Below are 13393 nucleotides of genomic sequence, written 5' to 3'. Positions count from 1 at the left end.
CTAGTCGCCGCCGCATGACAAGGTGCCATGTGCTCAGACCCCTGCGGACCCACTGGCGCACCAGTCCGGCGCACGATCTATTTCGATGACCGGCCCGTTCATGATTTATTTTGGCGGCCCGTGCACCTACATGCCCCCTCATGGCCCGCCCTCAGCACAAAGAATTCGAAAAAACGAAGATCGTCGCGGAGAACCGTCGCGCGCGCTTCGAGTACTTCATCGATGACGTTTACGAGGCCGGGATCATGCTCACCGGCACCGAGGTGAAGTCCCTGCGCTTCGGCGAGGGCTCGATCGCCGAATCCTATGCCGAGGTCGCCAACGGCGAGGTTTGGCTGGTGAACTCCAACGTGCCCGAGTTCAGCCACGGCAACCGCTTCAACCACGTGCCCAAGCGCCCGCGCAAGCTGCTGCTCAAGGAGCGCGAGATCGCCAAGCTGCACGGCGCGGTCGAGCGCAAGGGCATGACGCTTGTTCCATTGTCGATCTATTTCAACGGCAGAGGGCGCGCAAAGGTGGAACTCGCGCTTGCACGCGGCAAGAATGCAGCCGACAAACGCAACACCATCAAGGAGCGCGACTGGAAGCGCGAACAAAGCAGGATCATGCGAGACCACGGATGAGCACGCTGTTTTCCCGTCTCGCCAAGTGGTTTCACGGTCAGATGCCGACCCATGAGCAGCTGGCGGCGAACCGGTACACCGCGCCGTTCGCGCGTCGGCAGGAGCTGTTTCGCTTCACTCGCCGCTCGGTGCCGCGCGGTGTGGCGGCCGGGATCTTCGTCGGCATCTTCGCGATGATCCCGGGCATCCAGATCATCGGCGCGGCGCTGATGTGCGTGCCCGTACGCGGCAACATTCCGCTGGCCGCCGCCATGACCTTCCTGTCCAACCCGGCGACGACGCCCTTTATTCTCGCCGCCTCGATCTGGATCGGCAACCACCTGGGCTTCCACGCCGATCTCTCGACCTTTTACTCGCTTTACGAGAGCGGGGCGGGCATAAAGTCGTGGCTCTACTGGCTGCTGTCAGACGCGGCGCCTTCGCTGGTCATCGGCTTGTTCGTCATCTCCGTGGTCGGCGCCGTGATCGGCTACTTCCTCTCCATCTGGTTCTGGCGCGGCTGGATCGGCCGCAAGCATCGCGCTCGCCAGCTGCGGCCGCGGCGGACTGCCGCAGTCCCGGCGGTTTGCACCGAGGCGGGCGTATGAGCGAAGCCGGGGTCCCGGTACGCGGGCCCGGTGAACTCCTCGTCGTCGCCCTCGCGCTGGTCGCCAGCATCGCGCTCGTTTGGTTTGCGACGCGTGATCCGGTGTCAGTCGGCGTCTATGCCGCGGGCGTGGTTGCACTAGGGGCGCTCGCCATCGCGCTCGTTCGCCGGCGACCGCGCGACGTGGAGCAGGAGTTTGCCGGCCCAGATTGGTCGGTGACCGTTGCGGCGATCGAACAGACGGACGCCGCGATTGCGGTGACCGACCGAGCCGGACGCCTGGTCTGCGCGAACTCACGGTTCGAGGCCTGGTTCGGCGCCGGCAGCGCGCCGCCTGACCTGCCGCTCGATGATCCCTCACGCGAGGCGCTGGCAGAAGCTGTGCGCGTCGCATGGCGCGACGGCGAGGCGCGGCTTTCGCTCTCCAGCTACGGCCTAAGCGGCGCGGCGATCGGCGCGCAGCGTTGGCAGGCACAAGCACATCGTGCGGGCCGGGGCGAGGACTTCATGGTCTGGCGCTTCACTCCCCAAGTCCAAGGTGATCCGGTCTCGGAACTGGTCAGCCATCTCGACGGCAAGCTCGGCCGCGCGCTCGCCGGTGCCGGGATCGTGGCCGCGCTGGTCGACCCCGATGGCCAGATCCGTGCCGTCAGCGCCGGCTTTGCCGAGCGCGCCACCGGCGATGCCCAGACCGATGTCGTGGGTCAGGACTTCGTACTCCTCCTGCGAGAGGAGGAGGGTGATCGCATCGCCTGGGCGCGCGACAGCCAGCAATCGAGCCCGATCACGCTCTATCATGTCCCTGTGGTCGACCCCGATCTGCCCGGCCAGCCTGATCCGCTGACGACGCCCTCGCTGATGCTGGTCGTCGATGCCGGCCTCGGCCTGGGCGCAAGCGAGGGTGGCGGAGCTGCCGTGCCGCACCTGGAAGCGCTGCTCGGAGAGCTTCCGCTGGGCCTGGCGATGGCGGACCGCGACGGCCGTCTGCTTTTCGCCAATGCCGCCTTCATGCGGGCTGCTGGGCGCGAGGGTCAGAACCCGCCCACTTACCCGACGGACATGGTGGTCAAGGAGGACAAGCGCGCCTTGTCCGAAGCGATTCGCCGCTTTGCGCAAGGGCCTGCCGCCGCCGGCGACATCGCCGTGCGCCTTGCCGCGCAGCCCGACGATCCGGTCTCGCTCAGCCTGGCAGGCGTGCGCGGCCTTGGCGATGCGGCGGTGCTGCTGGGTCTCACCGATTCGTCCGAGGAAACGCGCCTCAAGCGCCAGGTCGCCCAGGCCACGAAGATGCAGGCGGTTGGGCAGCTGGCCGGCGGCGTCGCACACGATTTCAACAACGTGCTCACTGCGATCCTGGGTACGTGCGACCTCATGCTGATGCGCCATACCCCCGGCGATTCCGACTATGATGACATCCAGCAGATCCGCGCCAACTCCAACCGCGCGGCCTCGCTGACCCGCCAGCTGCTCGCCTTCTCGCGCCAGCAGACGCTGCGGCCCGAAGTGCTGCAGTTGCCCGATGTGGTCGCGGATATTTCGCAGATGCTGCGGCGGCTGATCGGCGAGAAGATCCAGCTCATCGTCACCCACGACCGCGATCTCGGTCCGGTGCGCGCCGATCCGACGCAGCTCGAGCAGGTAATCGTCAACCTCGCGGTCAATGCGCGCGATGCGATGCAATCCGCCTCGGGCAACCGCGACGGCTCAGGCCGTCTGACGCTGGCCACCCGCCGCGTCAGCGCGGCCGACGTGCGGGCGATGCGCAGCGAGATCATCCCGGTCGGCGAGTACACGGCCCTGGTGGTCGAGGACACCGGCAGCGGCATTCCGCCTGAACACCTGGGCAAGATTTTCGAGCCGTTCTTCACCACCAAGGAGCAGGGCAAGGGTACCGGCCTGGGCCTCTCCACCGTCTACGGCATCGTCAAACAATCCGGCGGCTTCATCTTCGCGGATAGTGAGGTCGGCCGCGGCACGCGCTTCACCGTCTACCTGCCGGTCGACCATGCGAGTCCCGGCAACGCCCGTGCGCTCGCCAAGCCGACTGAGGCGCCCAAGCAGTGGGCTGGTGGCGGCCGCATTCTCCTGGTGGAGGATGAAGATCCGGTCCGAGTCGTGGCCGAACGGGCGTTGACCCGGCAAGGCTATGAAGTGACTTCGGCGCGCGACGGCGAAGAAGGGCTGGATCTGGTGCAGCAGGGCGGCCAGTTCGATCTCGTCGTCAGCGATGTCGTGATGCCAACCATGGATGGCCCGGCCATGGCCCGCCACATCCGGGAGATTGCGCCTCAGCTGCCTGTACTGTTCATGTCGGGCTATGCCGAGGAGCAGTTGCGCAAAGAGATTGGCATCGCCAACGCATGGTTCATGCCCAAGCCCTTCTCCGTGCAGCAGCTTTCCGAGAAGGTCGGCGACGTGCTGGCGCAGACGGCGCAGCCTGCCGGCGCGCGGGCCGGGGCGTGAACCGCATCGCGCTCAGGAACGCGGTCTTCGTGGCCGTGCTGGCGCTGCTTGGCGCTTCGGCCGGGCTGCTGGCCTACTACGGCCTGGGTCATGCCGACGCGATCGACGACTCGCCCCATCTGATCCGTCTCGCAGACAAGCTGATCGCGCGCGGCCAGTCAGGGGAGGGGCTCGGCCCTGACCGCCAGGCCATGCTGCTCGCTGTCGTCGATCCGGGCTTCGCCGCGCGCCAAGGCGTCGACATGGATACGCCGGGCGGCGGCATGACCGCGATCACCCGGTCGCTCGCCCAGCGGCTCGACTTCGATGGCTTCTACCCCGGCGTCGCCAGGATTCGGCATCGTGCCTACGCGCGCGGGTTGGATGAGCGCTTGTCCAAGCGGCAGATCTTCGCGCTTTGGCTCGAAACTGTGGAAATGGGCAGGGCGAGCGATGGTTGGATGAAAGGCTTCTTCATGGCCAGCCGGGTCGTCTACAACCGCCCTCCGGCTAAGCTGACCGACAGGCAGTTCCTGCGCCTCGTCGCCGTGGTCGCCGCGCCCACCAAGTTCCGCCTCGAAGGGCGCGATCCTGCGCTTGATGAGCGTGTCGACCGCGTGGAGCGTCTGCTAGCGGGCACATGCGCCCGCGCCAATGCGGGCGACTTCTGGCTCAAGGGCTGCGCCGCTACTTAAATTTTTGTAACCCCTGCGTTCTCTACTTGTTCACGTAGAACAAACCGCATACATTGCGGCGCATGACGTTGACCTTTCCGGTCAGCCCGGTAGCGAAGGGAAAGAGACATGGCTGCTCAGCTCAAGCTGATCCAGGAAGGCAAGGAAAAGGACGCAATGGACCGTCAAAAGGCCCTTGAAGCCGCGATGGCGCAGATCGATCGCGCATTCGGCAAGGGCAGCGCGATGAAGCTCGGCTCGAAGGAGGCGATGCAAGTGGAGGCGATCTCCACCGGCTCGCTCGGGCTCGACATCGCGCTGGGCGTCGGCGGCTTGCCGCGCGGTCGCGTGATCGAGATCTACGGTCCGGAAAGCTCAGGCAAGACCACGTTGGCGCTGCACTGCATTGCCGAGGCGCAGAAGACCGGCGGCACAGCAGCGTTCATCGACGCCGAACACGCGCTCGATCCGGTCTATGCCAAGAAGCTGGGCGTCAACATCGACGAACTGATCGTCTCGCAGCCCGACACCGGTGAGCAGGCGCTGGAGATCGTCGACACGCTTGTCCGCTCGAACGCCATCGACGTGCTGGTGGTCGATTCGGTCGCCGCACTGGTCCCCCGGGCCGAGATCGAGGGCGAGATGGGCGACAGCCACGTTGGCCTCCAGGCCCGCCTGATGAGCCAGTCGCTTCGCAAGCTCACCGGGTCGATCAGCCGCTCGCGCTGCATGGTGATATTCATCAACCAGCTGCGCATGAAGATCGGCGTCATGTACGGCAACCCGGAGACGACCACGGGCGGCAACGCGCTGAAGTTCTACGCCTCGGTCCGCCTCGACATCCGCCGCACCGGTGCGATCAAGGACCGTGACGAGGTGATCGGCAACGCTACCCGCGTGAAGGTCGTGAAGAACAAGGTCGCCCCGCCGTTCAAGCAGGTCGAGTTCGACATCATGTACGGTGAAGGCGTGTCCAAGATCGGCGAGATCCTCGATCTCGGCGTGAAGGCCGGCTTGGTCGAGAAGTCGGGCGCCTGGTTCAGCTACGATTCGATCCGCATCGGGCAGGGGCGTGAGAACTCGAAGAACTACCTGCGCGCCAACCCGGAAGTTTGCGATCGTCTGGAGAAGGCCATCCGCGACCGTACCGCCGGTCTTGCCGAAGAGATGATGGCCGGCCCCTCGGAAGAGGACGACGTCTGATCCTCAAGGGCCCTTCCCGTTCCGTGCAGTGGAACGGGAAGGGACTGCTCGCGGCGCGAGTGTAGCGCCTTGCTACTCGTGCATTTCACGCGGACATGCGTAGAAAAGCAGGAAGTGAGATACGCGCGTAGAGGCGCAAAGGCGCGGAGAAGAGAAGGGGGAGCATGGTTCCTGGCCGCAAGGCCCTTTTCTTATCCGTCCTCGCGTAGGGCGAGATGCTAACATCGAGAGCAGCATCGCCGCAAACGCGACCTCTCCCTTCCTCTTCGCGCCTCTGCGCCTCTGCGCCTCTGCGCGCGAAATTCCTTCTCTTCTTTCTTGTTCCTCGCGATACCCAATCGGCGGACCTTCCGATGACTGTCAGCGCGCCTTCGCGCTTGCCGCAACGGAACCCCCGGTTTATCGGCTGACCCCATGCGCTCCACGAACGAAATCCGCCGGTCTTTCCTCGATTACTTCGGCTCACAGGGCCACGATGTGGTGCAGTCTGCGCCATTGGTGCCGTACAACGATCCCACGCTGATGTTCGTCAACGCCGGGATGGTGCCGTTCAAGAACGTCTTCACCGGCCTTGAGACCCGAGAGACGCCGCGCGCTACCTCCTCGCAGAAGTGCGTACGCGCCGGGGGCAAGCACAACGATCTCGACAACGTCGGGTACACCGCACGCCACCACACCTTCTTCGAGATGCTCGGCAACTTCTCGTTCGGCGACTACTTCAAGGAACAGGCGATCACTCACGCCTGGACCCTGCTGACCAAAGTCTGGGGCCTGCCGGCCGACAAACTCCTTGCCACTGTTTACCACACTGATGACGAAGCCTTCGAGCTGTGGAAGAAGATCGCCGGACTTCCCGAAGACCGCATCATCCGCATCGCCACCAAAGATAACTTCTGGGCGATGGGTGACGATGGTCCATGCGGCCCCTGCTCGGAAATCTTCTACGATCACGGCGCGCACATACCGGGCGGCCCTCCAGGCTCGCCCGACGAGGACGGCGATCGCTTCATCGAGATCTGGAACCTGGTGTTTATGCAGTTCGAGCAGGTCGGGGGCGAGATCGTCGGCAACCTGCCGCGACCCTCGATCGACACCGGCATGGGGCTCGAGCGCGTGTCCGCCGTGCTCCAGGGCGTGCACGACAACTACGACACCGATACCTTCAAGGCGCTGATCGCCGCCTCCGAAAGCCTGACCAGCGTTCCGGCGGAGGGTGCACAGCGCGCCAGCCACCGTGTGATCGCCGACCATCTGCGCTCTACCGGCTTCCTGCTGGCGGACGGCGTGCTCCCGTCCAACGAAGGCCGCGGTTACGTGCTGCGCCGAATCATGCGTCGTGCCATGCGTCACGCGCATTTGCTTGGCGCCAAGGACCCGCTGATGCACCGCCTGGTGCCCGCCTTGGTCGCCGAGATGGGGCAAGCCTATCCCGAGCTGAGCCGCGCGCAGCCACTCATCGAGGAGACGCTGCAGCGCGAGGAGCTGCAGTTCCGGCGCACGCTGTCGAATGGTCTGCGGCTGCTCGACGAGGCAACTGCCGCTATTACCGACGGCGGTGAGCTCCCTGGCGAGACGGCGTTCCGCCTCTACGACACTTACGGGTTCCCCTATGACCTGACCGAAGACGCGCTGCGCTCGCGAGGCATCGCCGTCGATCGCGTTGGCTTCGACGAGGCGATGGCTCGCCAGAAGGCAGCGGCACGCGCGGCCTGGAAGGGCTCGGGTCAGGCCGCCGACAGCGAAGTCTGGTTCGACATCGCCGAGCGCGAGGGCGCTACCGAGTTCACCGGCTACAATGCGGAAAGCGCCGAAGGCCGCGTTGTGGCTCTTGTGCGTGACGGCAAGGAAGTCCGCTTCGCCGAGGCTGGTGACGAGGTTACCGTGCTGGCGAACCAGACGCCGTTCTACGGCGAGAGTGGGGGGCAGGTGGGCGACGCCGGCCTGATCACCGGCGCGCCCGGCAGCGCCTCTGGTGAATTGCGCATCGCCATTCGCGATACGGCCAAGCCGCTCGGCCGTCTTCACGCCATGCACGGGCGCGTCGAAGCTGGAACGGTGACGGTTGGTGACACCGTGCTGCAGACTGTTGATATCGAACGCCGTGAGGCGATCCGTGCCAATCACTCGGCCACGCACCTGCTCCATGCTGCGCTCCGCGGCCGCCTAGGCGACCATGTGACTCAGAAGGGCTCGCTCGTCGCACAGGATCGCCTGCGGTTCGACTTCTCGCACCCCAAGCCGCTCTTGCCCGAGGACATCGCTGCGATCGAAGCGGAAGTGAACGCCGAGATTCGTCACAACGAACCCGTGACTACGCGCCTGATGAGCCCCGACGAGGCGATCGAGGCGGGTGCCATGGCGTTGTTCGGCGAAAAGTACGGCGACGAAGTGCGCGTACTCTCGATGGGGCGCCTGACCGGCAGCCGCAACTACTCGGTCGAGCTGTGCGGTGGCACGCACGTTGAAGCGACCGGCGACATCGGTGTGTTCCGCATCGTCTCGGAAAGCGCGGTTTCATCCGGCGTGCGCCGTATCGAGGCGCTGACCGGCGAAAGCGCCCGGCGCTGGCTTGTGGGTCGTGAGGACGCGCTCAAGAACGCGGCCAGTTTGCTGCGCACTACGCCCGAGGACGTGGAGGCCCGTGTCGCCGCACTGCTCGAAGAACGCCGCAAACTGGAACGCGAACTGGCCGAAGCCAAACGCGCTGTCGCGCTCGCTGGCAGCGGTCCTGCATCTTCCGCACCGGCCGACGAGGACGTGGGCGGCATCAAGTTCTACGGGCAAGTGCTCGAAGGACTCGATCCCAAGGAGCTGCGCGGCTTGCTCGATCAAGCCAAGCAGCGGCTCGGCTCGGGCGTTGCGGCCATCATCGCGATGAATGAGGGCAAGGCTAGCATTGCCGCGGCGGTGACCGAGGACTTGGTCGGCCGGGTCAGCGCGGTCGAACTCGTTCGTGCCGGCGTGGAGGCGCTTGGCGGGAAGGGCGGTGGCGGCCGTCCGGACATGGCGCAAGGCGGTGGGCCGGACGGGGAAAAGAGCCGGGAGGCGCTTGCAGCCGTTCGCGCGGTGCTGGCCGGCTAAACCGATCGCCCATCACGGCTCAATGGGCGCTCAAGCAGCGATGTCTCGCCAGAATATGGGGAAGGCTGGCGCATCGTGCCGTTGAGCCGCAGCGATGTCGATCACTCACAACGGTGTCGCTGCCCTCGTGAGCACTTTGCCAGGTGCCCTCGTCTGCTTAATCCGAAGTGCCGCTTGATGAGCTTCCTGCAGTAAGAGGCTCCTAAGCTTGATCCGAGTAGCACTCAGGACCGGGATCAGGCTCTCAGAGCAATTCCAGCGACCAAATTCACCTACCGCGGCTTGTTCCGCGCGTCTCCGGCTCCGAGCCTTGTGAGAGGTTCCGGTTGCGTCCATCGTTGCCGCTCTTGCTCACGCCCTTGATACTGCCCGCGTCGGGCTGGTCATCCTGCGTCAGCGGGCTCTTGTCGGGCTTGTTGCTGGGGTGATCCATATGCTCTCTCCTTCACAAGAGAAACCATCGGGCAGAGAGCCGGTAACCCGGCTTGCCGCAAAGGCGGGGCACTCGAGCCCGGCAGCAGGTGCTGGATGGTCTGCCAAGTGCGAAGCAGTTGAGGCATAGCGGCGGTCGGGATCGGCTGTCCGGCGGAGACTATCCGAGGGCGCCGGCGTGCACGGCTATGCTCCGACGCAAGCGATGAACCGCGATCTCAGGCCGGTCGTTCGCGCAGGCTGGAGCTGCGCAGGCTTGGTTTCTCCTTGAGCCCGCCCTCTTCCATCAGCTTGATCCGCAGTTCGTCGCGCTTCTCGTGGATCGAGGCGATCACCGGGCCCATCGGGACGCCGAGGTCGACGAGCACGGCTTCGGATAGCTGGAGCGAGCTTTCGAGGGTCTCGGGCACTGCCTGGCTGGCGCCCGCCCGGTAGAGTTCGGCTGCGTGGGTGGTGTCCCGCGCGCGTACGATGATCGGCAATTCAGGGTATTCCCCGCGCAGCTTGCGGACCAGGCGCTGGGTCGCCACCGGCTCGTCCATGGTCAGGATGACAGCCGTCGCTTTGTCTGCGCCGAGCCGGTCGAGCGCGCTGCCGCGTGCCGCGTCGCCGAAGGTCACGGCATAGCCCTGGTGCTTGCCGTCGGTGACGAGGTCGGTGTCGCTGTCGACCGCGACATAGGGCTTACCGTGCGCCTGGAGCATGTCGGCGACCAGACGCCCGACGCGACCGAACCCGACGATGATAGCGCGCGGCACTTGCTCGTCGGGGAGCGCGGCGGAGGGCAGGGCACCGTCCAGCTTTCGGCCCAGAGAGCGGCCAGCCAAGGCCAGCAAGGGCGTGATCGTCAGTCCGAGCGCGGTGACGATTTGCCAAAACTGCTCGGTGTTCGGGGTGATGAGCTGGGCCGCAGTCGCGGCGGTGAGCACGATGAGCGTGGTTTCGGACGGACTCGACATGAGGATGCCGGTCTCCATCGCGGTGCCGCGCCGCGCGCCCATGACGCGCAGCATCAGTCCGGTGACCACTGCTTTGAGCGCGATCACGCCGACGGTCGCGACCAGGATGGCGACGATGTTCTGCGCGACAACGGCAAAGTCGATGCTCATGCCCACCGTGATCAGGAACACGCCGAGGGCCAGACCCTTGAACGGCTCGGTGATGTGCTCGACCTCGACGTGGTACTCGGTCTCGGCGATCAGTAGGCCCGCGATGAGCGCGCCGACGATGGGCGAGAGGCCGGCCGCCGCCGTCGCCAGCGAAGCCAGGATCACGACCAGCAGCGAGGCTGCGAGGAACAGCTCGGGGCTCTTGGTGCGGGCGGCTTGCGCGAATAGCGGCGGCAGCACGAAGCGTCCGCCGACCAGGAGCGCGGCGACGACGGCAAAGCCCAGCCCGATGGTGCCGGCGATGGCGCTGAAGCCGGACTCGGCATTGGGCCCCATCGCGCCGAGCAGGAAGATGATCGGGACCAGCGCGATGTCCTCGAACAGGAGCATCGCCAAGGCTGCACGCCCCACCGGTGTCGCGGTGCTGGTGATCTTCAGTACCAGAGCCGTGGAGGACAGGGCCAGCGCCAGGCCGAGTGCGAGCGCTCCGCCCAGGCTGTGGCCGACCAGCGCCAGCACGCCGGTGATCGCGGCGCCGATGCCCAGCAGCTCCAGCGAGCCAAGGCCGAAGACTTGCCGGCGCATCTGCCACAGCCGGCCGAACGACAGCTCCAGCCCGATGGAGAACAGCAGCAGGATGATCCCGAACTCGGCAAACAGGTCGAGCCCGGCGGGATCGGAGATGGTGAAGTGGTAGAGCCAAGGTTGGCTCGGCACCAGGCGGCCCAGGCCGGCAGGTCCGACGAGCAGGCCGACGAGGATGAAGCCGATCACCGGCGTGATCCGGAACCGCGCGAAGATGGGGATCACGGCGCCGGCAGCGCCCAGGATCACGAGAGCATCGGAGACGAGGGGAGAGTAGAGTTCACCATTGGCAGCCATGCCGCGCACTATGGGCAGCATGGCCGACAATGTCACGGGCAGGCCGGGGTTTTCTTACGTCGAGCTGGGTAGAGGGTCCAACTGCTCGGTTTTGAATTGCCGATCTGAGCTTACCGAAGGCCGTCGGCTGCCGCCACGACCTGGAAGCACCGGTCTGTCCGCACACGACTGCGCGGACAGACCGGCTCGATTCATTCGATCAGGCCCAGTTGGCCATCTCGGTCTCGAGGTTCTTGACGATTTCCTCGAAGAACTGCTCGGTCGTCATCCAGCTCTGATCGGGGCCGATCAGCAGCGCGAGGTCCTTGGTCATCTTGCCGCTCTCGACAGTCTCGATGCAGATGCGCTCGATGGTCTCGGCGAACTTCACGACCTGCGGGGTGTCGTCGAACTTGCCGCGATAGCTGAGGCCCTGGGTCCAGGCGAAGATCGAGGCGATCGGGTTGGTCGAGGTCGCCTTGCCCTGCTGGTGCTGGCGGTAGTGGCGCGTGACGGTGCCGTGCGCAGCTTCGGCTTCGACCGTCTTGCCGTCGGGCGAGAGCAGGACCGAGGTCATCAGGCCGAGCGAGCCGAAGCCCTGCGCCACGGTGTCGGACTGCACGTCGCCGTCGTAGTTCTTGCAAGCCCAGACGAACTTGCCCGACCACTTGAGCGCCGAGGCGACCATGTCGTCGATCAAGCGGTGCTCATAGACGATGCCCTTGGCCTTGAACTGCTCAGCGAACCCTTCGGTGTCGAACACTTCCTGGAACAGGTCCTTGAAGCGGCCATCATAGGCCTTGAGGATCGTGTTCTTGGTCGACAGGTACACTGGCCAGCCCAGGTTGAGGCCGTAGTTGAACGAGGCGCGCGCAAAGTCGCGGATCGAGTCGTCGAGGTTGTACATCGCCATGGCGACGCCCGAAGAGGGGAAGTCGAACACGTCGAGGTCGATTGACTGGCCGTCGGCGCCATCGAACACCAGGCGCAGCTTGCCCGGGCCGGGGATCAGCGTGTCGGTGGCGCGGTACTGGTCACCGAAGGCATGGCGGCCGACGACGATCGGGTCGGTCCAGCCCGGAACCAGGCGGGGTACGTTCGAGATCACGATCGGCTCGCGGAAGACGACGCCGCCCAGGATGTTGCGGATCGTGCCGTTGGGCGACTTCCACATCTTCTTGAGGCCGAATTCCTCGACGCGCTGCTCGTCAGGCGTGATCGTGGCGCACTTAACGGCGACGCCGAATTCCTTTGTCGCGTTGGCGCACTCGACGGTCACCTTGTCGTCGGTGGCGTCGCGGTTTTCGATCGACAGGTCATAGTACTTCAGGTCGATGTCGAGGTAGGGCAGGATTAGGCGTTCACGGATCCACTGCCAGATGATGCGGGTCATCTCGTCGCCGTCCATCTCGACGACCGGGTTCTTGACCTTGATCTTTTCCATTCGAAAACGCTCCTGGGGTGGGGAAAATTTGCGGTTTCTTAGGCAGCGCAAAGACGCTTAGCAAGGCAAGTAACGCGGTAATCGGGGCGGCGCTGAAGGTGCCGCCCAATCACGCGATGGAGAGGGAGCAGGAGATGAGCGAAGACATTCTGGTCGAAGCGATTGATGGCGTGCTGGAAGTGACGATCAACCGTCCCCAGGCCCGTAACGCCATGACCAAGGCCGTTGCCGAGGCCATCGCCGCAGCAATGGACCGGCTGGAGCGCGAGGTCGAGTTGCGCTGCGCGATCTTGAACGGGGCAGGGGGGACGTTTTGCTCAGGGATGGACCTCAAGGGATTCCTGACCGGTGAACTCCCGGTGGATGCACGCGGCGGCTTTGGCGGGCTGACGACGTGGACGCCGAGCAAGCCCGTCATCGCCGCGGTGGACGGGTTCGCGCTGGCGGGCGGCTTCGAGCTGGCGCTCGCCTGCGACATGATCGTCGCGAATGAGGGTGCGCGCTTCGGTGTGCCCGAGGTGAAGCGCGGCTTGGTGGCGGGCGGTGGCGCCTGCGTGGTTCTGCCGCGTTTGCTGCCGCGCGCGCTGGCGCTGGAGCTGGTGCTGACGGGCGAGCCGATTGATGCGCGCCGCGCCCTGGAGCTGGGCCTGATCAACCGTGTGACGAGCGGCCCCGCGATCGAGGCCGCTCGTGAGCTAGCTCGCGCGATCGTGCGCAATGGGCCACTGGCGCTGGCGGCTTCCAAGGCGATCGTTCGCGAGTCCTGGAATTGGCCGGTCGAAGAAGTCAACGCGCACCAGAACCCTTACCTGGCGCATGTCTTCACGTCGGAGGATGCGAAGGAGGGCGCTCGGGCCTTTGCCGAGAAGCGCGAACCACAGTGGCAGGGGCGCTGATCGCAGAGGACTGATGGCGGGCTTCGACAGGCTCAGCCCAGG

Annotated in this window: 10 protein-coding genes; 7 read left to right on the top strand and 3 right to left on the bottom strand. The window is 65.5% G+C overall.

All coding sequences use genetic code 11. The features are described 5' to 3' along the window. Positions 1 to 140: 140 nt before the first annotated feature. From smpB to alaS, 6 genes are all read left to right on the top strand, one after another. Positions 141 to 623, top strand: a complete 483-nt coding sequence (smpB, locus tag GV044_RS06620) for an SsrA-binding protein SmpB (RefSeq protein ID WP_159867105.1) — start codon at positions 141 to 143, stop codon at positions 621 to 623. Beyond that, positions 620 to 1210, top strand: a complete 591-nt coding sequence (locus GV044_RS06615; protein WP_159867102.1) for a DUF2062 domain-containing protein — start codon at positions 620 to 622, stop codon at positions 1208 to 1210. Before smpB ends, GV044_RS06615 begins: the two co-directional genes overlap by 4 nt. After that, positions 1207 to 3672 carry an ATP-binding protein gene (locus tag GV044_RS06610; RefSeq protein WP_159867099.1) on the top strand — a complete coding sequence of 822 codons (2466 nt, stop codon included), beginning with the start codon at positions 1207 to 1209 and terminating at the stop codon, positions 3670 to 3672. Before GV044_RS06615 ends, GV044_RS06610 begins: the two co-directional genes overlap by 4 nt. Next, positions 3669 to 4346 (top strand): transglycosylase domain-containing protein, encoded by a 678-nt coding sequence (locus GV044_RS21800; protein ID WP_201299025.1) that lies wholly within the window; start codon positions 3669 to 3671, stop codon positions 4344 to 4346. Before GV044_RS06610 ends, GV044_RS21800 begins: the two co-directional genes overlap by 4 nt. Before the next feature lie 108 nt (positions 4347 to 4454). Further along, positions 4455 to 5528, top strand: coding sequence for a recombinase RecA (gene recA / locus GV044_RS06600; RefSeq protein WP_159867096.1), 1074 nt, complete (start codon positions 4455 to 4457; stop codon positions 5526 to 5528). Between the two features lie 414 nt (positions 5529 to 5942). Next, entirely contained in the window at positions 5943 to 8609 is a 2667-nt protein-coding gene (gene alaS / locus GV044_RS06595; RefSeq protein ID WP_159867093.1) for an alanine--tRNA ligase, read from the top strand. Between the two features lie 268 nt (positions 8610 to 8877). Here alaS and GV044_RS06590 read toward each other — a convergent pair whose 3' ends face one another. The 3 genes from GV044_RS06590 to GV044_RS06580 form a co-directional block, all read right to left on the bottom strand. Continuing rightward, complete coding sequence (locus GV044_RS06590; RefSeq protein ID WP_159867090.1) at positions 8878 to 9042, bottom strand: hypothetical protein; 165 nt, start codon at positions 9040 to 9042, stop codon at positions 8878 to 8880. 217 nt (positions 9043 to 9259) lie between these two features. Beyond that, positions 9260 to 11032: a cation:proton antiporter gene (locus tag GV044_RS06585; RefSeq protein ID WP_159871001.1), complete on the bottom strand. Its 1773-nt coding sequence runs from the start codon at positions 11030 to 11032 to the stop codon at positions 9260 to 9262. Between the two features lie 199 nt (positions 11033 to 11231). Next, complete coding sequence (locus GV044_RS06580) at positions 11232 to 12455, bottom strand: NADP-dependent isocitrate dehydrogenase (RefSeq protein WP_159867087.1); 1224 nt, start codon at positions 12453 to 12455, stop codon at positions 11232 to 11234. Between the two features lie 134 nt (positions 12456 to 12589). Here GV044_RS06580 and GV044_RS06575 point away from each other — a divergent pair, with 134 nt between their 5' ends. Beyond that, a complete protein-coding gene (locus GV044_RS06575) occupies positions 12590 to 13351 on the top strand; it encodes a crotonase/enoyl-CoA hydratase family protein (RefSeq protein WP_159867084.1) in 762 nt (253 codons plus the stop codon). Positions 13352 to 13393 lie beyond the last annotated feature (42 nt).

The organism is Novosphingobium sp. 9U (assembly GCF_902506425.1).
Taxonomy (GTDB): Bacteria; Pseudomonadota; Alphaproteobacteria; order Sphingomonadales; family Sphingomonadaceae; genus Novosphingobium.
Note: the sequence above shows the minus strand (reverse complement) of the source record. Positions and strands in the feature narration are given on the sequence as shown.

Excerpts from the sequence above, each read along its gene's own strand:
- smpB (WP_159867105.1), top strand. The coding sequence starts at position 141 with ATGGCCCGCCCTCAGCACAAAGAATTCGAAAAAACGAAGATCGTCGCG.
- GV044_RS06615 (WP_159867102.1), top strand. The coding sequence starts at position 620 with ATGAGCACGCTGTTTTCCCGTCTCGCCAAGTGGTTTCACGGTCAGATG.
- GV044_RS06610 (WP_159867099.1), top strand. The coding sequence starts at position 1,207 with ATGAGCGAAGCCGGGGTCCCGGTACGCGGGCCCGGTGAACTCCTCGTC.
- recA (WP_159867096.1), top strand. The coding sequence starts at position 4,455 with ATGGCTGCTCAGCTCAAGCTGATCCAGGAAGGCAAGGAAAAGGACGCA.
- alaS (WP_159867093.1), top strand. The coding sequence starts at position 5,943 with ATGCGCTCCACGAACGAAATCCGCCGGTCTTTCCTCGATTACTTCGGC.
- GV044_RS06590 (WP_159867090.1), bottom strand. The coding sequence starts at position 9,042 with ATGGATCACCCCAGCAACAAGCCCGACAAGAGCCCGCTGACGCAGGAT.
- GV044_RS06585 (WP_159871001.1), bottom strand. The coding sequence starts at position 11,032 with ATGGCTGCCAATGGTGAACTCTACTCTCCCCTCGTCTCCGATGCTCTC.
- GV044_RS06580 (WP_159867087.1), bottom strand. The coding sequence starts at position 12,455 with ATGGAAAAGATCAAGGTCAAGAACCCGGTCGTCGAGATGGACGGCGAC.
- GV044_RS06575 (WP_159867084.1), top strand. The coding sequence starts at position 12,590 with ATGAGCGAAGACATTCTGGTCGAAGCGATTGATGGCGTGCTGGAAGTG.